Origin of the sequence: Hymenobacter profundi, assembly GCF_019334315.1 — a bacterium.
Lineage (GTDB): Bacteria > Bacteroidota > Bacteroidia > Cytophagales > Hymenobacteraceae > Hymenobacter > Hymenobacter profundi.
The window spans coordinates 39464-62132 of the sequence record NZ_JAHWGL010000015.1; the positions used below are offsets into that span (position 1 = coordinate 39464).

Consider the following 22669-nt stretch of genomic DNA (forward strand, 5'->3'; position numbering starts at 1 on the left):
TCACACAGGGCGCAGGACTACAGTAGCTCTGGCAGGTTAAGCAAGTAGTCGCCGTAGCCGCTCTTGCGCAACGGAGTAGCAATAGTACGCAGTTGTTCAGCATCGATAAAACCTTGGCGATAAGCTACCTCTTCGATAGCGCCCACCTTCAGGCCTTGGCGTTGCTCAATCACACGTACAAACTCGCCTGCCTGCATCAAGCTCTCGAAGGTGCCCGTGTCGAGCCAAGCGGTGCCGCGGCCCAGGATACCTACCTGTAGCTTACCGCGCCGCAGGTACTCTTGGTTCACATCGGTGATTTCGTACTCACCACGAGGACTAGGCTCCAGGTTTTTGGCGATTTCCACTACGTCGTTGTCGTAGAAATAGAGGCCAGGCACGGCGTAGTTGCTCTTTGGATTGGCTGGCTTTTCCTCAATGCTGAGGGCCTTTTTGTTTTCGTCGAACTCTACCACTCCGTAGCGCTCGGGGTCGTGCACGTGATAGGCATACACCACGCCGCCATCGGGGCTATTGTTCGATTTCAACAGCTCTTCCATGCCTTCACCATAGAAGATATTATCGCCTAGTACCAAGGCTACCTTGTCATCCCCGATAAAATCAGCCCCCAGCACAAACGCCTGCGCTAATCCGTTGGGCACCTCCTGCACCACGTACTCGAAACGGCAGCCAATGCTCTGGCCGTCGCCGAGCAATTTTTTGAACTGGGCCTGGTCGTGAGGCGTGGTGATAATCAGAATTTCCCGAATTCCGGCCATCATTAGCACCGACAAGGGGTAGTAAATCATGGGCTTATCATACACTGGCATCAGCTGTTTGGAAACAGCCAGCGTGAGCGGGTGCAGACGAGTGCCGGAGCCGCCGGCGAGGATAATGCCTTTCATAGTAGGTAGGGGCGCCTTGCAGGCGCTCATTGTTACTGGTGTTGTTGATAAATCATTGGTCATCGTTCAACGATTTCGTGCAACGACGTGCGCGTGCAACGCGTCCCTACGACCGTTCTGCAATAAACTCTTGGTGCGTTCTAAACCACGCTAACGTCTGCTGCAAACCTTCTCGAATACGAATCTTTGGATCATAACCGAGTAACGTTTGGGCTTTGCTGATGTCGGCCAGCGAATCGCGGATGTCGCCGATGCGGTCGGGGCCATACTCAGGAGTAATATTGGAGCCAGCTTCTTCCTTCAGAATGTTGAATAGATCATTCAAGGAAGTGCGGTCGGCTACAGCAATATTATAGACCTGGTTTACAGCCTCTTTATTATCGACCAGCGCAGCCTTGATATTGGCCTGCACACAGTTTTCCACAAAAGTGAAGTCGCGGGTTTGGCCACCGTCGCCATTCATGCGGGGTGGACGAGCCTCCAATACGGCATCAATAAACAGCGGAATTACGGCGGCATACGCTCCGTTGGGGTCCTGGCGTGGGCCGAAGATGTTGAAGTAGCGCAAGCCTATCAGCTCCATTCCGTAGGTTTTGCCAAATACATCAGCGTACAGCTCGTTCACGTATTTAGTGACGGCGTAAGGCGAGAGGGGCTTACCGATGCGGTCTTCTATCTTGGGTAGGGCCTTATGGTCCCCATAAGTCGACGACGACGCCGCGTACACAAAGCGCTTCACATTAGCCTCTTTGGCAGCTACCAGCATATTCACAAAGCCACCCACGTTCACGTCGTTGCTCGTGATGGGGTCGTTAATAGAGCGCGGTACCGAACCAAGCGCTGCCTGGTGGAGCACTATATCAATACCCTGGCAGGCGTCGCGGCAGGTTTCTGGGTCGCGAATATCGCCTTCAATGACACGCAAAGCAGGATTATCCTGAAACAGCGCCACATTCTTACGGAAGCCGTTAGAGAAATTATCCAGCACACGCACCTCTTTGGCGCCGTACTTTAGTAAGTATTCTACCAGATTGGAGCCGATAAACCCAGCGCCACCTGTTACGAGGAAGGCCAGAGTATCGAGCGGCTGGGTATGGAAAGGAGTTTCGTACATAAGGTCGTAGAGGCGCCTTGCGGGCGCCCGTCGTTGAACGATAAGGTAGGCGTCGCTCAACGAAAATCGTTCAACGACGGGCGCCCGCAAGGTGCCCCTACCGCGTATACTGCTTCAGGTAGTAGTCCTGGTATGCGCCGCTGGTCACATGGTCGAGCCATTCCTGGTTTTCGAGGTACCAGTCCACCGTTTGGCTCAGGCCCTGCTCAAACGTTACAGAAGGTTTCCAGCCCAGCTCATTCATAATTTTGGAGCTGTCGATGGCGTAGCGCAGGTCGTGGCCAGCACGGTCGGTTACGAAGGTGATGAGCTGGCGCGATGTGCCCTGCGGCTTGCCGGTTTTCTCATCCAGCGTGTCGCAGAGTAGATTGATCAGCTCGATGTTTTGCCACTCGTTCACGCCTCCAATGTTGTAGGTTTCGCCTACCTTCCCTTGGTGGAATACGGCGTCGATGGCAGTGGCGTGATCTTTCACGAATAGCCAGTCGCGTACGTTTTCGCCTTTGCCGTACACAGGCACCGGCTGCCCGGTACGGATGCGATGGATAGCCAGCGGAATCAGCTTCTCGGGGAAATGGTTGGGGCCATAGTTGTTGGAGCAGTTGCTCAGCTTCACCGGCATATGGTAGGTGTGGTGCCAAGCCCGCACAAAGTGGTCCGACGACGCCTTGCTGGCTGAGTAAGGCGAGCGAGGGTCGTAAGATGTCTCTTCGGTGAACATCTCCGGACCCATTTCCAGCGAACCGTACACCTCGTCGGTGCTCACGTGGTAGAACACGTTGCCTTCGTAGCCTTTCGGTTTCCAGAGATTTTTGGCCGCGTTTAGCAAATGCACTGTACCCAACACATTGGTTTTCACGAAGGCCAGCGGGTCGGTGATGCTGCGGTCTACGTGCGACTCAGCGGCGAGGTGAATCACGGCATCAGGCTCCTCGGTAGCAAACAGATGGTCTACAAAAGCTTGGTCCGTGATGTCGCCTTTCACTAGGCGATAATTGGGTTTGTCCTCAATATCGCGCAGGTTTTCCAGATTGCCAGCGTAGGTTAACGCGTCCAGGTTCAGAATCTGATACTCTGGGTACTTGTTTACGAACAGCCGTACTACGTGCGACCCAATGAATCCAGCTCCGCCGGTGATAATAATCTTCATGTACTTGATATACTGATTTTTGATGTGTTGATATGCTACTTCATTTGATATACTCCTGGCCGATTCTTCGTGTATAAACGACAATCAGCGCATGAGCACATTAACAAATCAACCCATTAAGCTTTGCTGCCATTTCCACGAGCTAGCCAGGGCCTCAGCTAGAGTAGCAGTGGTTTGGAACCCCAGCTCGTTAGTGGCTTTCGTTACATCGGCGTAAATGGCAGGCACGTCGCCGGCACGGGCGGGGCCAATGGTGTAGTTCAGCTTCACGCCAGTAGCCTCTTCAAACGTCTTCACCACCTCCAGCACAGAGTTGCCGCGGCCGGTACCCACGTTAAAGGTTTCCACGTTGTCGCTGGTGCCATCCAGCAAGCGTTGCACAGCTACCACGTGCGCCTTAGCTAGGTCCACCACATGCACATAGTCGCGGATGTTGGTGCCGTCGGGCGTGTCGTAGGTGTCGCCAAAAATCGTGAGCTTCTCGCGGATGCCGGCAGCGGTTTGGGTGATGAATGGCACCAGATTGTTGGGCACGCCCAGCGGCAGCTCGCCTATCTTAGCCGACTCGTGCGCACCGATGGGGTTGAAGTAACGCAACAGAATGGTGCGCAACGTGCTACCCGGCGCAGCCGCTGTATCGGTCAAGATGTCTTCGCAGATTTTCTTGGTATTGCCGTAGGGAGAGTTAGCAGGCTTGCGGGGCGTTTGCTCTGTCACGGGCAGCTCGTCGGGCACACCATACACGGTGCAAGACGACGAAAACACCAGGTTGCTGAGCCCAAACTCGGCCATCACCTGCAGCAGCGTCACCAGGGAGCCCACGTTGTTGTGGTAGTAGGCCAAAGGCTTCTGCACCGACTCGCCTACAGCTTTGAACGCCGCAAAGTGAATAATGCCTTGCATATCCTTCTCCCGGTTGAATACATCGCGCAGAGCGGCAGCATCGCCACAGTCGATGCGGTAGCTGGGAATGGCTACCCCTAGAATCGACTGGATGCCATCCAGCACCGACTCTTGCGAATTGCTAAAGTCATCGACGATAATCGGCTGATAGCCGGCATTGTACAACTCTACTACCGCATGCGAGCCAATGTAGCCCGCGCCGCCCGTTACGAGTATTTTGGTGCGCATATAATGGTGAAATGGTGAGTGGTGAAATGGTGCGTTTGATGTTTCAGTGAGTATACTCTGTTGGCAAGACTAGCCGTTTAACTTACATAAGTAAAACGTTAAACTCACCTTTTCACTACTCACTATCTCACCTTAAAGGCTCCAGTAAGTGAGTTCCTGAATTTTATTGCGGTAGAGGCCTTTGATGTCGACCAGCACAGCGTTGTCGGCGGTGATGGACTGGAAATAGGCTTCGTCTTTGGCGAGGTAGGGGGTGTGGCTAACGGCCACAATCACGCCGTCGTAGTCCTGGCGTACCTCGGCTTCGGGTGTGAGGCGGAAGCCGTATTCGTGGTTCAGCTCTTCGGAGTCGGCGTGCGGGTCTACGATGTCTACGTTCACCGAGAAGTTTTTCAACTCCTGAATGACGTCGGCTACCTTGGAGTTGCGGATGTCTTCCACGTTTTCCTTGAAGGTAGCGCCCATCACCAGCACCCGGCTTTTCGACACGTCCTTGCCCTGCTTGATCATCATCTGCACGGTTTTGCGCGCGATGTAAGCGCCCATCGTATCGTTGGTGGTGCGGCCGCTCAGGATAACCTTGGCATCGTAGCCCAGCTCTTTGGCCTTGTAGGTCAGGTAGTACGGGTCCACGCCGATGCAATGGCCGCCCACCAGGCCGGGGAAGAACTTCAGAAAGTTCCACTTGGTGCCGGCCGCTTCCAGCACCTCGTAGGTGTTGATGTTCATGCGGTCGAAAATCATCGACAGCTCGTTCATCAGCGCAATATTCACGTCGCGCTGGGTGTTTTCGATGATTTTGGCGGCCTCGGCTACCTTGATGCTGCTAGCGCGGTGCACACCGGCAGTTACCACCAGCTCATAGAGCTTGGCAATGGTATCCAACGATTCCGCGTCGCAGCCTGATACCACCTTCACGATACGGGCCAGGGTGTGCTCCTTGTCGCCGGGGTTGATGCGCTCAGGCGAGTAGCCTACCTTGAAATCCTGCGGAAACGATAGTCCCGACAGCTTCTCCATCACCGGAATGCAATCCTCCTCGGTGCAGCCAGGGTACACGGTGCTTTCAAACACCACATAATCACCCTTTTTCAGCACTTTTCCTACTGAGGTAGAAGCGCCCAGCAGGGGCTTGAGGTCGGGTTGGGCGTGCTCGTCAATGGGGGTAGGCACGGCCACGATGAAGAAGCGAGCCTCGCGCAACACATCCAGCGAATCGGTGAAGGTGATGTCGCAGCCCTCAAAATCCTGCGTCTCCAACTCCCCACTGGGGTCGATGCCGTTGCGCATCATCTCCACGCGACCGGCATTGATATCAAAACCAATTACACTGAGCTTGCGGGCAAACTCCAGCGCGATGGGCAACCCTACGTAGCCGAGGCCTATAACGGCCAGCTTAGCTTCTTTACGGAGTAGTTCGTCGTACACTCTTGAGGAATATTAAGTAGTGAATTAGTCGGAATAGTCTTCGGCCCAAACTTCCGTTTTGGCCTCATTCAACTCATAGCCCTGAAAAGACTCGGGGCACCGGGCAAAACCGCTTTGATCAAAATACAACTGGTGGCCGTGGGCACTCATCCAACCGTGTTGCCGGGCCGGATTGCCATATACCAGAGCAAACGCAGGCACATTGTGCGTGACGACGCTTCCCGCGCCCACAAACGCATAGCGGCCCAATCGCAAGCCGCATACAATGGTGCTATTAGCACCTACCGTTACGCCGCGCTCCAGCACGGTGGGTAGGTAGTGGGACTCGCCGCGGCGGGGCACAGCGCTCCGCGGATTTTTGACGTTGGTGAACACCACCGATGGTCCCAGAAACACGTCGTCGGCGCACTGCACGCCGGCGTAGAGGCTCACGTTGTTCTGCACCTTCACGTTGCGTCCCAGCGTCACGCCATCGGCAACAAACACGTTTTGGCCCAGGCTACAGGCCTCGCCCAGCACTGCCCCGGCCGATATATGCGTGAAGTGCCAGATGCGGCAGCCGGCGCCCACGCGACACCCGTCGTCGAGGACGGCGGTAGGGTGGGCGTAGTAGTCAGGCTGATCGATCATGCCAGGGGAAAGAGAAGCGCAGGATAGCAGGCGGCAAAGGTAGCGGTTTTCGTGGGCCGCTCAGCACAAACCGGGCCACGTGGCTGGTGCTACGGCACTCACAAATCGGTCTTTACCGAACAAATCGGCGTGTACGTGGGCTTGTTGATAGGCTACGGCGGCCAGCGCGGCGGCCACGGCGTGCATATACTGCTCGTTGCCTTCTACATACAACATGCCGCCGGGACGGAGCAGTTGGCACCCTACCTCGGCCAGACGGTGGTAGAATAGCAGCGGGTCATGGTCGGGAACGAACAGGGCTGTGGCGGGCTCATGCGCCAGCACGTTGGGCCGCATCAAGGTTTTCTCTTTCTCCAATACATAGGGCGGATTGCTGACCAGCACATCCAGAGAATGCGCTTCTACTTTCGGCAAATTATGCAGGATATCTACTTGCTGAAAGTCAATAGCAGCTTGATAGGTAGCGGCATTCTGACGCGCTACGGCCAGGGCTTCCGCCGAAATATCTACCGCCGTGAGGTAGGCGCCGGGCAAATGCTGGCTGAGTGCCACAGGAATGCAGCCGCTACCCGTGCCCACATCCAGAATCCGCAAACCCGGCTGCCGCTGATGAGCCCGGATGATGAGTTGGACCAACTCCTCGGTCTCGGGGCGCGGAATGAGGGTAGCGGGCGTCACGGCCAACTCCAGATCGTAGAAATGCGCCTGGCCCAGCACGTACTGCACAGGCTCGTGGCGGAGCAGGCGGGCCAGTAGGGTAGGCACTTGCTCGGCCACAGCGGCGGGTACTGGCGACTCAGCTTGCATTCGGCGCTGCAAGGGGCTAAGGTGCAGCAGGCTTTCTACCACCAGCGCGGCCATAGCCTCGGCTTCGGGCGCGGGATACAGGGCCGCAAGTTGGGCCGTGAGGTCGAGGGTGAGTTGACGGACGGTGGGAGTAGGCACAGGCAGAATACGCAGTGGGACGAGCGCAAATATCTGAAATCAAACCGGGAGGCCACCAAGCTCAACGGTAGCATCTCCGGCCGGATCTGCCTACCTTGCTTCTGTTCTCCCCGCCCTGTTTGCCACTACCCACCCTGTTGCTCATGACCACTCAGGCAGTATCTGCTACTTCTCCACCTTTCACAGACTTTGACCACCTGATGATGCGCCGGGCGCTGGACTTGGCGCGCCTGGGCACCGGCTACACCCGCCCAAACCCGCTGGTGGGCTGCGTTATCACCCACAACGGCCGCATTATTGGCGAGGGTTGGCACCGGCAATACGGCGGGCCGCACGCCGAGGTAAATGCGGTGGCCTCCGTTACGGAGCCACACTTGCTCCCACAGAGCCGCGCCTACGTCACGCTGGAACCCTGCTCGCATTTTGGCAAAACGCCGCCCTGCGCCGATTTGCTCATTGCCAAAGGCATTCCGGAGGTAGTGATTTGCAACCTCGACCCTAATCCGCTGGTAGCGGGCAAGGGCGTGGCCAAGCTGGAGGCAGCCGGCATCCACGTTAGCGCGGGCTTGCTAGCCGAGCAAGGGCGCCGACTGAACCGGCGTTTCTTCACGTTTCAGGAGCAGAAACGGCCTTATGTGGTGCTGAAATGGGCCGAAACGGCCGATGGCTTCCTGGCCGGGCGCTTTCACCAACCGGTGCAAATCAGCGGGGAGCTGGCGGGTCTGGCCGTGCACCAGTGGCGGGCCGAGGAGCAGGCCATTTTGGTAGGCACACGCACAGCTTTGCACGACAACCCCCGGCTAAACGTGCGGCACTGGCCCGGCCAAGACCCGTTGCGCATTGTCATCGACAAAAACCTGAGCTTACCTCCTACCCACCATCTACTTGACTGTCAGCAGTCTACCCTGGTGTATACCTACCGCCACCGCGACACGCGAGGCAACCTCGGCTACGTGACGCTTTCCGAGGCCGACGACCTGTTTCCGCAGATTATGCAGAACCTGTACCAGCGCAACGTGCAGTCGGTGCTGGTGGAGGGCGGCCCCACGGTGCTGGAATCGTTGTTGCAGGATGGCCTGTGGGACGAAATCCGGGTAATACGCAGTCCGAAGCAGTTGGGAGCCGGCGTGGCGGCTCCGCGCCTGGGTTTTGTGGGGCTGCACGAGCAATTTTGGCTGGGCGACGATGAAGTGTTCGTTTATTTGCGAGAGCCAAATGCCTGAACGTTGTTTCTCGCATAGGCGCTGAGGTTCGCAGAGCATAGTCAGCCTGCCTATCCATTCACAATTCAACACTTAACACTTCCAACTGTGGCTGAAGAACTTCACCTTGATACTACCCTCAGCAAAGCGGAGCAATACCGCCAACTCCTACCCCAAATCGAAGCCCTAACTACTGGCGAGCCGGACCTGACTGCCAACCTCGCCAACACGGCCGCCGCCCTGCGCCAGGCCTTCGGGTTTTTCTGGGTGGGGTTCTACCTAGTCAAAGGCGACGAGCTGGTGCTGGGGCCGTTTCAGGGGCCCATTGCTTGCACGCGCATCCGGCGCGGCAAGGGCGTGTGCGGCAGTAGCTGGGCCGAAGCCAAAACACTACTGGTGCCCGACGTGGAGCAGTTTCCCGGCCACATCGCGTGCAGTTCCGATTCTAAATCCGAAATCGTAGTGCCCATACTGAAAGACGGCCACGTAGTAGCCGTGCTCGACGTGGACAGCGACCAGCTTAACGACTTCGATCAAGACGACCAACAGGCGCTGGAGCAGCTGATGCAGCTGGCAGCTGGGTGGTTTTAATCTGTCATTCCGAGCACAGCGAGGAATCTGGGTGAACTGTCGGTGTACTTTCTAGCAGAGGTTTATCGTATTCTGAAAGAAAACGTATGCGTCGTGTCCTTCTACTACTCCTTATTCCGACTCTCGCCTGCGCGCAAGCACCTAGCATAGTCACAGGCACGGTGCAAGCAGCTGGTACCGCTGAAAAGATACCGTTTGCCGTAGTCGAAATCCCTACTCGCCACCTTGGCGTGCAGGCCGACCAGGAGGGTTATCTTTCGCTTTCCTTACCTTTTGGCCTCACCTCATCCGACTCGCTGACTGTCTCGGCGCTGGGCTACCAGCGGCGGCGCGTGGCCATGTCGGCCGCTTCGCGAATTATGTTGCAGCCCCTACCCATTACCCTGCGCGAGGTAGTGGTGCACGGCACCAAGGCGGCACCAGTGGTACTGGGACCGCAGGAGAAAGTTGGAAGCAGTGGTGGCTTTGGGCAAAGTGGACTGACTACAGGTAAGGGCACAGGCTGGCAGGTTGCTCGCTTTTTTGCGCAGCCGCCCACTGGCCAACTGACAGCAGTACGGTTTTACGTGAAGCCCAGTACTACCAGTCATTGCGCCCGCCAGCTATTGCAAGCGCCCTTCCGGGTGCGTGTATGCTGCGGATGGTCCTGCCGGCGCACCGGGCACCGACCTGCTTACGGAAACCGTCATGTCTACTGCGCAGAAGCCGGGGTGGCTGACTGTAGACCTCACTTCTTTCAATCTTCCGACCGCGACTGCTGGCTTCTTTGTGGCTATGGAATGGCTGCACACCGATGACCGCTACCTCTGCCAGACCACGGAGGTGAACCCTGCTACCAAGGAGCGTAAAGTAACCACGCACTACGGGCAGAGTTTGGGCGGCTACCATCGAGAAAAGGCTCAAGAAGCCGCTTGGTACCTGAGTACTGGCTACCCATGGCAGCAAATACGTCCTCTCGTGGCGCCCGGCAAACGCCTTGTGTTCAATGAGCCAGCCATTCAATCCGTTATTCAGCCCTAATAACAAAAGCGCCACAGCCTCCTGAAGAAGCTGCGGCGCTTTTGTTACACAGATAAAGCTACTGTGGATAATAAGTTGCTAGCATACGAAGCAGTAGAGATGCTTCAACAGGCTCAGCATGGCGTTCTACGCGTTAGCTAAACAAGCCCGGCTGCGCTACCTTCAATTGCGCAATGACCGTTTGGCCGCCTTTCACCTTTTCGCCCAGCCCTACCTTCAGCTCCGTATCCAGCGGCACGAAGATGTCGACGCGGGAGCCGAACTTGATGAAGCCGAACTCCTCGCCCTGGTTTACCTCATCGCCTTCGTTCACGTACCATACAATGCGGCGGGCCATGGCGCCCGCAATCTGCCGGAACAGCACAAACGGTCCGGCATCGGACTCTACCACCACGGTGGTACGCTCGTTTTTGGTGCTGCTCTTGGGGTGCCACGCCACCAAGTAGTTGCCGGGGTGGTAGCGGAAGTAGCGCACGATGCCCGAAATAGGATTGCGGGTGATGTGCACGTTGATGGGCGACATGAAAATGCTGATTTGCTTGCGCATGTCGTCGAAGTACTCGCCCTCGTGCACGTCCTCAATCACCACTACCTTGCCGTCGGCGGGAGCAATGAGTAGGTCTTCGTGGGTGAGCAAGTTGCGGAAGGGGCTGCGGAAGAATTGCAGCAGCAACAGGAATACAATAACGGAGATACCCGCAAAAATCTGGTTGAACAGCAGGTGACGCTCGTTCACGCGGAAGAGCAACAGGTTGACGGCCAGCAAGGCCAACAAGGTGAAGAATAGTATGCGTCGTCCTTCTTTGTGAATCTTCATATCATCGCAGATTTTGCAGATTGGCCTGATTTCGCAGCGTCGGCGTCAGTAGACCAATAAAGGCGGGCAGCGGGTGTTTTGGGTGGAAAACGAGAGAATGAGGCAAAATAGGCTAAATCCTTCACAAAGATAGCCCGACCGAAGTGGTCCGGGCTATTCTTACACACAAATATAAACGTGTGGCTATAGGGACGGCGGCGCGTCGTCGAAGGTTGCGTCTCTATTCGTAGAGGCTACTCAAGCAAGAAAACTTAAAACCAGAACGTCATTCCGAACTGGTCGAGGAATCTCGCGCGCTGACAAAAGATAGTATCCTACCTCAGCACGCGAGATTCCTCGACTAGTTCGGAATGACGTTCTGGTTTTAAACGGCTATACCTTAGTACGCGCCGCGGAATTTATACGTTTGCGCTACCTTGTCAATGGCTACCACGTAGGCTGCAATACGCATGGGTACTTCGTGCTTCTGCGCCACGGCGTATACTTTTTCGAAGGCTTCGGTCATGATGCGGCTGGCGCGTTCAATCACCATCTGCTCGCTCCACTTGTAGCCCTGGCGGTTCTGAATCCACTCGAAGTAGGAAACCGTGACGCCGCCGGAGTTGGCCAGAATATCGGGTACTACCAAGATTCCTTTCTCATTGATAATGGGGTCGGCGGAGGCGGAAGTAGGGCCGTTGGCGCCTTCCACAATCAACTTGGCCTTGATATCGTGGGCGTTGTGCTCGGTGATGACGTCCTCTACGGCGGCAGGCACCAGCATATCTACATCCGAAATTAGCAAGTCATCGGGGTCCATAGGGGTAGCGCCCGTGAAGCCTGCCAAACGACCATTGTGCGCGTTTTTGTAGGCAATGGCCTCGTCGATGTCGATGCCGTCTTCATTCCAATAGGCGCCGCTGATGTCGCTTACACCTTTGATTTTCACGCCTTTCTCGTTGAGCAGCTTCGCGGCCCACGAGCCAACGTTGCCGAAACCCTGCACAACGGCGGTGGTGTTTTCGGGCTTCATGCCCAGCTTACTCAGTGCTGCAACAGCCGATACCATTACGCCACGGCCGGTGGCCTCTACCCTACCCAACGAGCCACCCAGCACCAGGGGCTTGCCCGTAACCACGGCCGGCGAGGTTTTGCCGGAGGTCTTGGAGTATTCGTCCATCAGCCAAGCCATTTCGCGGGGGCCAGTGCCCATATCGGGGGCTGGAATGTCTTTATCGGGGCCGAAAACGTCTTTCAGGGCCAGCGTGTAGCCGCGGGTGAGGCGCTCGATTTCGCCGGCGCTCATGGTAGTCGGGTCGCAGATGATACCGCCTTTGGCACCACCATACGGAATGTCTACCACGGCGCATTTCCAGGTCATCCAGGCGGCCAGGGCCTTCACCTCATCAAGGTGCACGTGCATGTCGTAGCGGATGCCGCCTTTGCTGGGACCCAGAATGGTGTTGTGCACCACGCGGTAGCCTTCAAACACGCGCACCTGTCCGTTATCCATCGTGACAGGGATACTGACAATCACCTGCTTATCAGGCGCTTTCAGCACGTTATAAGTTTGTTCGTCGAGCCCGAGGATATTGGCCGCTACGTTGAAGCGCGACATCATGGACTCAAGCGGATTTTCGCGGTCCACAATCGGGGCCGGCTCTTTGTACACCGTGGTCAGAACTGCCATGGGGGGTGGGGAAAAAGGGTGGGTGGGTAGGAAAACGTGACGCCTCGTTGCTGGGGGCTGAGACGACACGGGGCAACAATAAGGCCGCAAAGGTAGCGGAATGATGAAGCTGTAAAAGAGATACGCAAAGTGCCGCCCGAACTGGCTGCAAACCATTTCGGGCGGCACTTTGCGTAATACGGTCTTACCCAAATAGTAGCTGCACTACTACTAATACGGGTACCACGAATAAGAAGGCATCGAACCGGTCAAGTAGGCCGCCGTGGCCGGGCATAATGCGGCCGGAATCCTTCACATCCACGCTGCGCTTGAGCATGGACTCGGCCAAATCACCCAGCGGCCCGAATATGGCTACCACGGCGGCGGCCACCAGGCGAGTAGGCAGCGGCATTTCGGGTAGCAGAAAGCCCAGCGCCCAGCCCATACCCAGTGTCAGCAGAAAGCCACCAATGGCGCCCTCCCATGTTTTGCCGGGCGAAATACTGGGCGCCAGTTTGTGCTTGCCAAAGGTCTTGCCAGCCGCGTATGCGCCAATATCGGAGCACCACACCAGCAGCAACAGGCCGAAGATGCGACGGTAATCGTAGCCCTTATCGCTGAAGGCCAATACGTTCAGCAGGCTCATGGGTAGGCTCACGTAGAGCAAACCCAGTAGGGCTACCCCTACGTTGGCAAACGGGGCTAACTCATTCTTACGCGGCCACGAATACATCTCACGTAGAATCAGAATGGTAGGCAGCAGTATAGCTAATCCTAATAGAACGTTTTGCGCAACTTTTCCTATCTGGATAGCCAGAATTATATCTCTTACGTTCCCATCAGCATGAGATGCGGTGTAATGATGTGCATCAGCTACTAAGTAGATAGCACCAAAGAGCATCAAGCTGATACCACCGCCCAACAGCGCCGCCGGCTTGTAGCCCGCTTTGCGCATCATGCGGTAAAATTCCCACAGCATCCGCATTTGCACCAGCCCGAAGAACATGGCAAACGTCCAGGCGCTGTACCAGATGCTGAACAGCAATGCCACGGCCCCCAACACACCGTACAGGATGCGTTGCGTGAGGTTGGACATCGGTTTTTTGCCGGTGGGGTTGGTGGGAGAAGGGGTAGCGTCGGCCAAGGGTAGGGAGAGGTAAGGGAGAGAATAGCCGTCGGCTAAGCAAGAATAATGCGCGAGAATAGCGCGTAACGAATATCCGGAAGATGTACTAGTCGCGGAATCGGCCTACGTCTACGCCATCGCGGCCCAGAGTGCGGGCGGCGGGAACAACGGCAGTTTCCGGCGCGCTAGCCGCTACGCCCTTGCCCCCCAGCGTACGCAGTTGGGTAGGGCCGGTTTCGGTGGTGAGGTGCTCGTGTAGCCAGTACAGTAGGCCTGCTGTGACGAGCAGGGAAGACAGCACCCAGGGCCAGGGCATGGCCTCGTTAGCATCAGGATCCAGCTCGGGGCTCACCCACTGGTTTTGCTGCCAGTAGAGTAGGAGTAGCTGGGTGAAGTTTTGGGTGAAGTGCGCCGCCATAGGCACCAGAATATTGCCGCTCCACTCATACAAATACCCCAGAAGCAGCCCCAGCACAAAGCGAGGCACGAACCCAAAGAACTGCAAGTGAATGGCACTGAAGATGAAGGCCGCCGCCCACACGCCCACGTGCCGCGATGCGAAACTCTGCACCAAATTGCGCTGTATCACCCCTCGAAATACCAGTTCCTCGCTGATGGCCGGCACTATGGCAATAACCAGCACGCCTATCCAGAAGCGCAGCGGCGAGTTGAAATTGGTGAGGGCTTTGGTGAGGGCCTGCGCCTGATCTTCCTTCTCCTTTGCCCATACCTCTACGCCGTGCAGCGCATCGGGCAGGTGCACCTGGGCATTCCAGGCAATGAGGGTCGTCATGAGGGGTAGGCTGGCAATGACCAGTAGTGCGGCCATCAGCAGCCACACGCCGGGCACCGGGCGGCGCGGGGCAAAGTACTCGGCGACATGATACCCGGTGAGCTTCACTAGCGCCAGCGCTGCCCCCGCAAAGCTCAGAAAGAGCACCAACCCTTGCGCAAACATCGACAGTGCCCACCCTTGGGGGTAGCGCTCTGGCTGCTGCATCACGTTGCCGATCTGTTGAAAGTTGATGCCAAACGCCAGGTTGCTGACCGAGGCAATGAAAAACCACGCCACGCAGAAGCCCACAAACAGTAAGACTACCAGCAGAATCAGGTTGGCAATGGGCGGCAAACGGTTGGGTAGGAAACCTTTCATAGCAGTTGGGGGTCTGGAAGTCGTAGGGGTGCCGTGCAGGCACCCGTCGTTGAACGTTTTTTAGTGCACGACGGTGGCCACTTTGCCTCCATCGCGCAACGATAGGCGCCTGCAAGGTGCCCCTACAATCCTAATAGTCGTAAATTTGCGCAAAATCCTGTTATAGCTGCCGTGGTACACATTCGCGACCTTGCCCTTCCTGACTTTCCCTTACTGCTCGCCCCCATGGAGGACGTATCGGACCCGCCATTCCGGGCCGTGTGCAAAGCCAATGGGGCCGATTTGATGTATACGGAGTTTATCTCGTCGGAAGGTCTGATACGCGACGCGGCCAAGAGCCGGCAGAAGCTGGACGTGTTCGATTATGAGCGGCCTATTGGCATTCAGCTCTTTGGCTCCGATGTGGATACCATGGGCGAGTGTGCCCGCATCAGCACCCACGCCGGCCCCGATCTCATCGACATCAACTACGGCTGCCCCGTGAAGCAGGTAGCCTGCCGCGGTGCCGGCGCCGCCCTGCTCCGCGACATTCCCAAGATGGTGGAAATGACGGCGGCCGTGGTGCGCAACACACCCCTACCCGTGACGGTGAAAACCCGCCTGGGCTGGGACGACACTACCAAGAACGTGGAGGACGTGGCCGAGCGCCTACAGGACATTGGCATTGAAGCCCTCACCATCCACGGCCGCACCCGCGTGCAGATGTATAAGGGTGAGGCTGATTGGGAGTTGATCGGCAAAATCAAGAATAACCCGCGCATTAAGATTCCCATCTTCGGCAACGGCGACATCGACTCGCCCCAAAAAGCTGTGGAGTACAAAAACCGCTACGGCGTGGACGGCGTGATGATTGGCCGCGCCAGCATCGGCTACCCCTGGATTTTCCGCGAAATCAAGCACTACATTGCCACCGGCGAGTTGATGGCGCCGCCTACCGTGGAGGAGCGCGTGGCCATGTGCCGCATGCACTTCGAGAAAAGCCTGGAATGGAAAGGCCAACGCGCCGGCATCTTTGAAATGCGCCGCCACTACGCCCAGTATTTCCGCGGCCTGGAAGGTGCCAAGCAGTGGCGCACCCGCCTAGTAGACACCAACGAGCCCGACGAAGTACGCGCCATCATGGACGAAATCATTGCCGCCGAGCCGGTTTTGGTGGGGTAGTATTTTTCGCTTCTGTCATCCTGAGCGCAACGCAGTGGAGCGAAGGACCTTATTACGTGGAACGACTTGCAGCAGATAGTATCTACTGCCTGCTTATTCTACTGTTATAAGGTCCTTCGCTCCACTGCGTTGCGCTCAGGATGACACTCTTTCCCTGTATATGCCCTCCCCTACCCCACCCGCCACCATAGCCGCCCCGGCCCCACCTGCTACCCAATCGCCGGAGCCGCCTATTCCGCTTTCGGCGTGGGTACTGTTGCTGGTGCTGGCCGCTATTTGGGGCACCTCCTTTATCTTGATGAAGAAGGGCTTAGCGGTGTTTTCGCCGCTAGAGCTGGGTGCTACGCGCGTGACGGTGGCTGCGCTCCTGCTCCTACCCTTTGCGCTGCGGCATGTGGGCAAGGTAGAGAAGTCGCGCTTCAAGTGGTTGCTGCTGAGCGGTGTGGTAGGCACGCTCATTCCCGCTTTCCTGTTTGCCTACGCCGAAACGCGGCTGGCTTCGGGGCTGGCGGGTGTGCTCAATGCCCTCACGGCGGTGTTCACGCTGGTAGTGGGCGCGCTGTTTTTTGGGCAGCGCCTCACGGGGCTGCGGGTGCTGGGCATCGGGCTGGGCCTAGCGGGCACGGTGGTGCTGATGGTGCTAGGTGGCAGCGGTGGCGCGGCTACTCCGGCCGGGGAGGGCAATGCGTGGTATGGACTTTATATCGTGCTGGCTACCATTGGCTATGGGGTGAGCGTCAACGTGATCAAGCACCATTTGCAAGGCATTCCGCCGGTGGCCGTTACGGGTTTGCTGCTGCTGTTCATCGGTGGGCCTGCCGTGGTATTTCTACTACTGGGCACCGATTTTCTGCATAAGTTAGCTACGGCACCAGGTGCCTGGACTGCCTTTGGCTATATCGCTCTACTTGCTACCCTCAGCACGGCCGTAGCGATGGTGCTGTTCAACAAGCTCATCCACCAATCCACGGCGCTCTTCGCGTCTTCGAATACCTATCTGATACCCGTTGTAGCGCTAGGTTGGGGCGTGCTCGATGGCGAGTCGTTCAACCTGTGGCACGTGCTGGGCATGGTGATTATTCTGGTGAGCGTGGCGATTATCCACCGGGCGAGGTGAAATGGTGAAGTTGTGAGTTTGTGAATACGATTGTCATCCTGAGCGGAGCGAAGGACCTTATCACGCAAGAACGACAGACGTACCAACGACTCGTTCAACGGGCATAAGGTCCTTCGCTCCGCTCAGGATGACACGCGTATTCACCACTTCACCATTTCATAAACATACGGCCAGTCGTGGAAGCGCGGGGGGAGGCGCAAACGCTGGGCGTGGTGCTGCACATAGGCGAGGATGCGGGTCAGTTCATCAGCGTCCTGCACAGGGTATTCGTAAGAACCGATTTGCCAGAAATCAGCCTCGGGTGGGAGCTGATGGCGCAGGTGGCGGCGGCACTGGGTCGCGGTACGCTGGTGTAGCAGCTTCAGGCTCTTATATATCGACAGACCACTGCCCGCCGGTAGGTGCAGCACGGCGTGCACGTGGTTGGGCAGCACCACAAAAGCCAGCGCCCAAAAACCTTGCTCCTCCAGCATTAGCAGCTCGCCGGCTACTATTTCGGCTAGCTTTTCCTTTTCCAGGTAGGTAGGGCCTACCTCCGCACGGTCCAGCTCGGCATCAAGCTGCGCGAAGAAGCGCTTCTGGGCGCGTTGGTGAGCGAGCTGCTGCTGTTCGTCGGTGAGGCCGCCGGCGCGGGACAACTCCATATTCGTCTGCAAATCAGCGTGTAGCTGGCGGCCCATGGCGTGGCACAGGGAGCCAGCCAGGCGAAAGGTGACGAAAAGCGTTTCGCCGGGAGGTAGGGCGTTCATGTGCACGGATGATTTCTCGCAGAGGTAGGCGCAGAGGCTCGCAGAGTTCGTGCTAGTTTTTCCTCAGCACGCCATTTACCTCCACCAATTCGCCTTGGGTCAGCAGGTGCTGCACGGCCCCATCTACTTGCTGGCGCATCTCATCCGATAACCGATTGAAGCCGAGCAGGCGCACGGTAGGCAGGTACACGGCTTCGCGGGGTAGGGCGAAGCTATGCGCGATGATGGTGCATATGGCATGGGCCAGCTCTTCTGGGGCAAGCAACGACAGCTTACGGGAAATGGCGGGCAGGTTGCTCCGGTCGCGCAGAGGTGGCGTTTGCATGGTGTTTTCCCACAGAAAGTCGCCCTGCTGGCGCAGGTGATGCAGGTTAGCGGCCAGCGTGGCAGCGGCCCTACCCGCTTTGCGCATACGGGCGCCTACCTGCGTGGCGCCGCTGGCCTGGGCCAGCCGCCGCGTGGCCTCGTCCACGTGAATCGGGCTTTCGATGCGTACCACCTGCGCCAACCAGTTAGCCAGTTGGCCCAGACTGTGCTGGTGCAACTCGCGGTGCCCAACGGCGGCAGGCAACTGCGCCACCTGGTACGGAACAGCCAGAACGGAAGGCCCCAACTCTTCGCGCTCAATAGTGACGGGCGTTGTGGTTTCTTTGGTCAGCGGCACCTCTTCCGGCTCGCTGGGTTCATCAAGGGTAGGCTGGTGGCGGGCTTTCTCGATGGCAGCTACTACGCGCTCCAATGCTCGTTGCGGGTTGCGAAACCAGTCGGTGCTCCAAATGCGGTGCAGGCGCCAGCCCATAGCCTCTAGCACTTGCTGGCGTAGCCGGTCCCGGTCGCGGGCCGAGCGGGCAGCGTGATACATAGCCCCATCGCACACAATACCTAGTAGGTAGCGGTTGGGCTGGTCGGGGTCCACTACAGCTAGGTCGAGGTAGAAACCTGCGCTACCAAGCTGCGGACGCACTTGATAGCCTCGCGCCGTGAGAGCACGATGCACCGCCTCCTCGAAGGGTGCTTCTAGCGCAAGGCCGGTTTCCTTGCTGGGGTTGAGGTGGCCGTGCTGGGCGAAGTGGAGAAACGTCTTGAGCGCCGCTATGCCTTTCGCCTGCGTGCGGCTGAGGTTGAGGTCGTCGGCCGTGAGATTGGTGAAGATTTCGCAGCGCTGTTTGGCGCGGGTAATCAGCACATTGAGGCGTCGCTCACCCCCTTCGCCATTCAGAGGGCCAAAGTTCATGGCGAGGTAGCCTTCCTTGGTACGGCCGTAGCCCAGGCTAATCAGGATAACGTCGCGTTCGTCGCCCTGCACGTTTTCCAGGTTCTTCACGAAAAAGGGTTCATACGGATGTCCGCTGAAAAACCCCTCGGTTTCGGGGTGCTGGTGGCGCAATGCTTCCAACGCATCCTGAATGGCCTGGCGCTGGGCCACGCTGAAGGCGACGACACCCAACGTGAGCTGGGGTGTGGTGCGGGCGTGGTGCAGCACGGCGGCGGCTACGGCCGCGGCTTCCCGCGGATTCGTGCGCGTAGTACCTCGCTCGTAGTACGTTGTGGATAAGTAGTGGTAGACCAAGCCCAACTTGCCTTTGTCGCTAAGGCTCGGAAAAACCACCAGCTTATCGTCGTAGAACAAGTGGTTGGAGGCCGCAATCAGTGACTCATGCCGGCTGCGGTAGTGCCAGCGCAGCATCTGCTCGGGCATTTGGCGGGCCTTGCACAGGTCTATAATGCTCTGAATATCAGCCGTCACATTATCCTCGTCGGATTCTTCACCAGCGTTGGTGAGCGAGTCGAAGAACGAGGTAGGCGGCAGCTGCTTCGAGTCGCCGACTACTACCAGCTGCCGCCCGCGGGCAATGGCGCCCAGCGCCTCCACCGGCTTCACCTGGCTGGCCTCATCGAACACCACTATATCAAACTCCACCGCGCCCGGTGGCAGAAAGCTAGCCACCGACAGCGGCGACATCATAAACACCGGTTTGATGGCCTGCACAGCCTGCCCGGCCCGCTCCATTAGCTGGCGCAGGGGTAGGTGGCGGGCTTTTTTGGCAAACTCGTTTTTGAGCACCAACATCTGCCCCCCGGCTTGCTGATGGGGCAACTGCTCGTAGTGCCGGCGCACGGCCCGCACCCGATGGTGGTAGAGCGAGTCGCGGTCGGCCTGGCGGAAGCGGGCGGCTACCTCCTCGTGCCCGGCCCGCTCGAACTGCCGTAGGGCGGGGTGTTGCTCGTAGGCACTTTTTTGCAGGTATTCCAACCACGTTTGGCGCACTGCCGCTGCTAGTAGCTGCCCCGCCTCAGGCCAGTTTTCGGCTGCATGCAGCAGCTCAGGTAGTTGCTCGGCTTCCACGGCGGCGGCTACGTTGTTCCATTCCGCCGTGAGCTGCAAAGCCGGTAGATCGGCCGCCCAGGCGGCTAGTGTGCGTAGTTGATCGTCAAAGGGCTGAAATTGCAGCCGCCCAGCGGGGCCGAAGCGGCGCACTTCATCCAACTGCAAGCCATCAACCACTGCTTGCACGGCGCTACGCTGCTGCACCAGGGCCGCTTCCACTTTCTGCGTAAGCGGCCCGAGGCTTTCTTGGTTCGACTCCGCCGGCGTCGAACCGGCAGTCAGGTAGGCTAGCAACGCGGGCGGCAACTCCTTGCGCGTAATACGCTGGTGCGTCAAGGTCAAGTACTCCTGCACCTTGCGCAGGGTACGCCAATCGGAATGCTGTCCCTGCCACATCGACCCAAACAGCGTTTGAAGTAGTGGCTCCGCTTCCGCCAGTGTTTGCGCGTGGCGGGCAGCTTCGCGAATGGCGTCCAGCGCGGCTACTACGTCGGCGGCCTCGGTGGGTAGGGGCGCTTGCCATAGGCTTTGCAGCCGCTTGCGGGCGTGGCGGTAGTCACTGTTCAGAAATTTCCACCACTTGTCTCCGTATTGGAGTAGGGCTGCCCGCTCGGCTAGCAGCTCTTGCTGCCAAGCTTCGGGGAGTAGCTGGGCATCATATTGCTGATGTAGCTGGTGCTGCTTCTCGCCGACCTGAAATGCGGCTGCCAAGCGGCTGTACTGCTTGCCCCAGGCAGGATCGGCCACGGCGGCCTCGGCAAGTGGTGGGGCAAGTTGCGAGTGGCGGGCACTGGGCAGCAGCGCTTCGGCAATGGCGCGGTCGGGGGGGGCGGGTAGGCCCAGGTGGTGCGCCAGGGCTTCGGCGGCGGTTTGCAGAGCCGTTACGGCCGCGTGCGCGGCGTGCAGGTGGGCTGTTAGCGCCGTTTGGTCGGGGGGCAGTAGCAATGTCAACGCGCTACCCCAAAAGAGTAGCTGTTTAGGCGCGCCGATTTTTTGCAGCGTGGCCTGTAGCCGGGCGGCTAGGGCCTCAGCGTGGGCGGCGTCGGCATCGGTCCAAGTAATGAGTTGGGTGAAGGGTAGGCGGAGCAGCGCTGCACTTCCCTGCTCCTCTTGCAGGCTCAGCAGCTCGCCGGTTACCTGCTGCGCGGTGCGCCGACTCCGGCCAATGGGCGTGTTCACGGTCAGGGCGTAGTCGCTGAGCTGTTGGCGGTAGCGCGGCAACTGCGCCATTTGGTCTTCCACATGGGCGTCCGTAGTAGGTCGGCCTAGCGCCAGCGTCGCTTTCAGCTCGTTGTGCAGCGTCTTTTTATTGGCTTTGTGGCTGTGTAGCTCCAGGCAGGCCACGCCTAGCCCCAGGCCATCCAGGCGACGCTTTACAACTTCCAGCGCGGCCATTTTTTCGGCTACAAACAGCACTTTCTTACCTGCCCCAATGGCCTCGGCCAGCAGGTTGGCAATGGTCTGCGACTTGCCCGTGCCGGGCGGCCCCTGAATCACAAGGTTGCGGCCCTCGTGCACGGTCAGCAGCGCCAGCAGCTGCGAGGAGTCGACATCGAGCACCTGGTGCAGCTCGGCGGCCGGACTCTCGGTATCCAGAAAAGCGGTTTCGCCGAGGGTAGGTGCCGGGTCGCGGAAGCCTTCTGAACCGAGCAGCGCCTCAATGGCCGAGTGGTCGAGTAGGGAGGCATTGGCCGGCCAAGTGGCCGGGTCTAAGTCGCGGTAGAGCATGAGCTTCCCAAAGGAGAAGAAACCTAGCGCAATATCATTAGAATCTACTTGCCAGCGACTTAGGGACGCTACAGCCTCCTGCACAGCAGTATAATATTCGTTCAAACCGCCTTCGCCCTCTGGTTCGGGTAGGGGCAGCCCCAGGCCGAAGGTGGCTTTCAGCTTGGCTTGCAACGACAGGTTGCCTTCCACCTCCGCCCCGGTATAGCGCAGCCTAAACCGCTCGGCCACAGTGCCCCGCTCCAGCAGCACCGGCACCAGCACCAGCGGCGCCCGGCGCGCCTCCTCGCTGCCAGCCGATTCGTACCACGTGAGGCTACCCAGGGCCAGGTACAGGATATTCACGCCCTGCTCTTCCAGGCTGGTGCGGGCTGTGTAATAGGTGTTGAGCAAGCGCGCTTCCAGCTTTGCCAGCGGCTCGGCAGTTTGGAGCTTGTTATCGGAAAGCGCTGTTGTGGATATGGTAACCAGCGGTTCCCTTTCAGCATCAAATGCGGCAGTAGTTGCCGCATTTGATGCTGTATCTTCTTGCCTATGGAATGGAGTAGAATCGGCCAGAAAGTACATGGCCTTGCCTTGGCGTACCAACACGTTGTACACTGCCACCGACTGCTCGCGTACCACCTGTACGCCCCGCGCTTTGGCTACCCGGAAGTTGAGCAGCGGATTGTGCAAGCTCAGGTCGAGCAGCTCCTCGCGGGAGGCGTGGAGCCGTTTAGCCAGAGAAAAGTCAGCGGACGACACGA

General features: G+C 58.1%; 19 protein-coding genes. 6 read left to right on the forward strand and 13 right to left on the reverse strand.

Features of this window, described 5'->3' with window-relative positions:
- Nucleotides 1-17: 17 nt before the first annotated feature.
- The 7 genes from rfbA to prmC form a co-directional block, all read right to left on the reverse strand.
- Nucleotides 18-884 carry a glucose-1-phosphate thymidylyltransferase RfbA gene (gene rfbA, locus KYK14_RS06120; protein ID WP_185281940.1) on the reverse strand — a complete coding sequence of 289 codons (867 nt, stop codon included), beginning with the start codon at nt 882-884 and terminating at the stop codon, nt 18-20.
- 106 nt (nt 885-990) lie between these two features.
- Nucleotides 991-1998, reverse strand: coding sequence for an SDR family oxidoreductase (locus KYK14_RS06125; RefSeq protein WP_185281939.1), 1008 nt, complete (start codon nt 1996-1998; stop codon nt 991-993).
- A gap of 97 nt (nt 1999-2095) precedes the next feature.
- Entirely contained in the window at nt 2096-3148 is a 1053-nt protein-coding gene (gene rfbB / locus KYK14_RS06130) for a dTDP-glucose 4,6-dehydratase (protein ID WP_185281938.1), read from the reverse strand.
- Nucleotides 3149-3256: 108 nt separating this feature from the next.
- On the reverse strand, nt 3257-4279 hold the full coding sequence (gene galE / locus KYK14_RS06135) for a UDP-glucose 4-epimerase GalE (protein ID WP_219157837.1): 1023 nt from the start codon (nt 4277-4279) through the stop codon (nt 3257-3259).
- Between the two features lie 132 nt (nt 4280-4411).
- Nucleotides 4412-5707: a nucleotide sugar dehydrogenase gene (locus KYK14_RS06140; protein ID WP_208308789.1), complete on the reverse strand. Its 1296-nt coding sequence runs from the start codon at nt 5705-5707 to the stop codon at nt 4412-4414.
- Nucleotides 5708-5731: 24 nt separating this feature from the next.
- Nucleotides 5732-6337 (reverse strand): acyltransferase, encoded by a 606-nt coding sequence (locus KYK14_RS06145; protein ID WP_219157839.1) that lies wholly within the window; start codon nt 6335-6337, stop codon nt 5732-5734.
- Nucleotides 6338-6397: 60 nt separating this feature from the next.
- Nucleotides 6398-7282: a peptide chain release factor N(5)-glutamine methyltransferase gene (prmC, locus tag KYK14_RS06150; protein WP_219157842.1), complete on the reverse strand. Its 885-nt coding sequence runs from the start codon at nt 7280-7282 to the stop codon at nt 6398-6400.
- Between the two features lie 143 nt (nt 7283-7425).
- On the opposite strand from prmC, the gene ribD reads away from it, so the two are divergent.
- The 4 genes from ribD to KYK14_RS06170 all read left to right on the forward strand — a co-directional run bounded on the left by ribD (nt 7426) and on the right by KYK14_RS06170 (nt 10095).
- Nucleotides 7426-8505, forward strand: coding sequence for a bifunctional diaminohydroxyphosphoribosylaminopyrimidine deaminase/5-amino-6-(5-phosphoribosylamino)uracil reductase RibD (gene ribD, locus KYK14_RS06155; protein WP_219157843.1), 1080 nt, complete (start codon nt 7426-7428; stop codon nt 8503-8505).
- An 87-nt stretch (nt 8506-8592) separates the two neighbouring features.
- The gene (locus tag KYK14_RS06160) at nt 8593-9075 is read left to right on the forward strand and encodes a GAF domain-containing protein (protein WP_219157845.1); all 483 of its coding nucleotides are present in this window, start codon (nt 8593-8595) and stop codon (nt 9073-9075) included.
- Between the two features lie 86 nt (nt 9076-9161).
- Nucleotides 9162-9872, forward strand: coding sequence for a carboxypeptidase-like regulatory domain-containing protein (locus KYK14_RS06165; RefSeq protein WP_219157846.1), 711 nt, complete (start codon nt 9162-9164; stop codon nt 9870-9872).
- Nucleotides 9850-10095 carry a hypothetical protein gene (locus KYK14_RS06170; RefSeq protein WP_219157848.1) on the forward strand — a complete coding sequence of 82 codons (246 nt, stop codon included), beginning with the start codon at nt 9850-9852 and terminating at the stop codon, nt 10093-10095. The genes KYK14_RS06165 and KYK14_RS06170 overlap by 23 nt, the downstream gene beginning before the upstream one ends.
- A 133-nt stretch (nt 10096-10228) precedes the next feature.
- Here KYK14_RS06170 and KYK14_RS06175 read toward each other — a convergent pair whose 3' ends face one another.
- From KYK14_RS06175 to KYK14_RS06190, 4 genes are all read right to left on the reverse strand, one after another.
- Entirely contained in the window at nt 10229-10912 is a 684-nt protein-coding gene (locus tag KYK14_RS06175) for a phosphatidylserine decarboxylase family protein (protein ID WP_185281929.1), read from the reverse strand.
- Nucleotides 10913-11291: 379 nt separating this feature from the next.
- The gene (locus KYK14_RS06180; RefSeq protein WP_219157850.1) at nt 11292-12581 is read right to left on the reverse strand and encodes a Glu/Leu/Phe/Val family dehydrogenase; all 1290 of its coding nucleotides are present in this window, start codon (nt 12579-12581) and stop codon (nt 11292-11294) included.
- A 184-nt stretch (nt 12582-12765) separates the two neighbouring features.
- Nucleotides 12766-13704: a phosphatidate cytidylyltransferase gene (locus KYK14_RS06185; RefSeq protein WP_185281927.1), complete on the reverse strand. Its 939-nt coding sequence runs from the start codon at nt 13702-13704 to the stop codon at nt 12766-12768.
- Between the two features lie 88 nt (nt 13705-13792).
- Nucleotides 13793-14839, reverse strand: a complete 1047-nt coding sequence (locus tag KYK14_RS06190; RefSeq protein WP_185281926.1) for a CPBP family intramembrane glutamic endopeptidase — start codon at nt 14837-14839, stop codon at nt 13793-13795.
- 225 nt (nt 14840-15064) lie between these two features.
- On the opposite strand from KYK14_RS06190, the gene dusB reads away from it, so the two are divergent.
- Complete coding sequence (gene dusB / locus KYK14_RS06195; RefSeq protein ID WP_246601703.1) at nt 15065-16000, forward strand: tRNA dihydrouridine synthase DusB; 936 nt, start codon at nt 15065-15067, stop codon at nt 15998-16000.
- A 160-nt stretch (nt 16001-16160) separates the two neighbouring features.
- Entirely contained in the window at nt 16161-17117 is a 957-nt protein-coding gene (locus tag KYK14_RS06200) for a DMT family transporter (RefSeq protein ID WP_185281924.1), read from the forward strand.
- 140 nt (nt 17118-17257) lie between these two features.
- Here the strand turns inward: KYK14_RS06200 and KYK14_RS06205 are convergent, their stop codons facing one another.
- Together KYK14_RS06205 and KYK14_RS06210 are read right to left on the reverse strand one after the other, a co-directional pair.
- Nucleotides 17258-17866: a transposase gene (locus KYK14_RS06205; protein WP_219157852.1), complete on the reverse strand. Its 609-nt coding sequence runs from the start codon at nt 17864-17866 to the stop codon at nt 17258-17260.
- Between the two features lie 52 nt (nt 17867-17918).
- Complete coding sequence (locus KYK14_RS06210; RefSeq protein ID WP_219157854.1) at nt 17919-22667, reverse strand: DUF3320 domain-containing protein; 4749 nt, start codon at nt 22665-22667, stop codon at nt 17919-17921.
- Between the last annotated feature and the right edge of the window lie 2 nt (nt 22668-22669).

Bases quoted from the DNA above. Each gene is read 5' to 3' on its own strand.
- KYK14_RS06175 (WP_185281929.1), bottom strand. From the start codon at position 10,912: ATGAAGATTCACAAAGAAGGACGACGCATACTATTCTTCACCTTGTTG.
- KYK14_RS06145 (WP_219157839.1), bottom strand. From the start codon at position 6,337: ATGATCGATCAGCCTGACTACTACGCCCACCCTACCGCCGTCCTCGAC.
- KYK14_RS06200 (WP_185281924.1), top strand. From the start codon at position 16,161: ATGCCCTCCCCTACCCCACCCGCCACCATAGCCGCCCCGGCCCCACCT.
- KYK14_RS06205 (WP_219157852.1), bottom strand. From the start codon at position 17,866: ATGAACGCCCTACCTCCCGGCGAAACGCTTTTCGTCACCTTTCGCCTG.
- galE (WP_219157837.1), bottom strand. From the start codon at position 4,279: ATGCGCACCAAAATACTCGTAACGGGCGGCGCGGGCTACATTGGCTCG.
- dusB (WP_246601703.1), top strand. From the start codon at position 15,065: ATGGAGGACGTATCGGACCCGCCATTCCGGGCCGTGTGCAAAGCCAAT.
- KYK14_RS06180 (WP_219157850.1), bottom strand. From the start codon at position 12,581: ATGGCAGTTCTGACCACGGTGTACAAAGAGCCGGCCCCGATTGTGGAC.
- KYK14_RS06165 (WP_219157846.1), top strand. From the start codon at position 9,162: ATGCGTCGTGTCCTTCTACTACTCCTTATTCCGACTCTCGCCTGCGCG.
- ribD (WP_219157843.1), top strand. From the start codon at position 7,426: ATGACCACTCAGGCAGTATCTGCTACTTCTCCACCTTTCACAGACTTT.
- KYK14_RS06190 (WP_185281926.1), bottom strand. From the start codon at position 14,839: ATGAAAGGTTTCCTACCCAACCGTTTGCCGCCCATTGCCAACCTGATT.
- rfbA (WP_185281940.1), bottom strand. From the start codon at position 884: ATGAAAGGCATTATCCTCGCCGGCGGCTCCGGCACTCGTCTGCACCCG.
- KYK14_RS06170 (WP_219157848.1), top strand. From the start codon at position 9,850: ATGGAATGGCTGCACACCGATGACCGCTACCTCTGCCAGACCACGGAG.
- rfbB (WP_185281938.1), bottom strand. From the start codon at position 3,148: ATGAAGATTATTATCACCGGCGGAGCTGGATTCATTGGGTCGCACGTA.
- KYK14_RS06125 (WP_185281939.1), bottom strand. From the start codon at position 1,998: ATGTACGAAACTCCTTTCCATACCCAGCCGCTCGATACTCTGGCCTTC.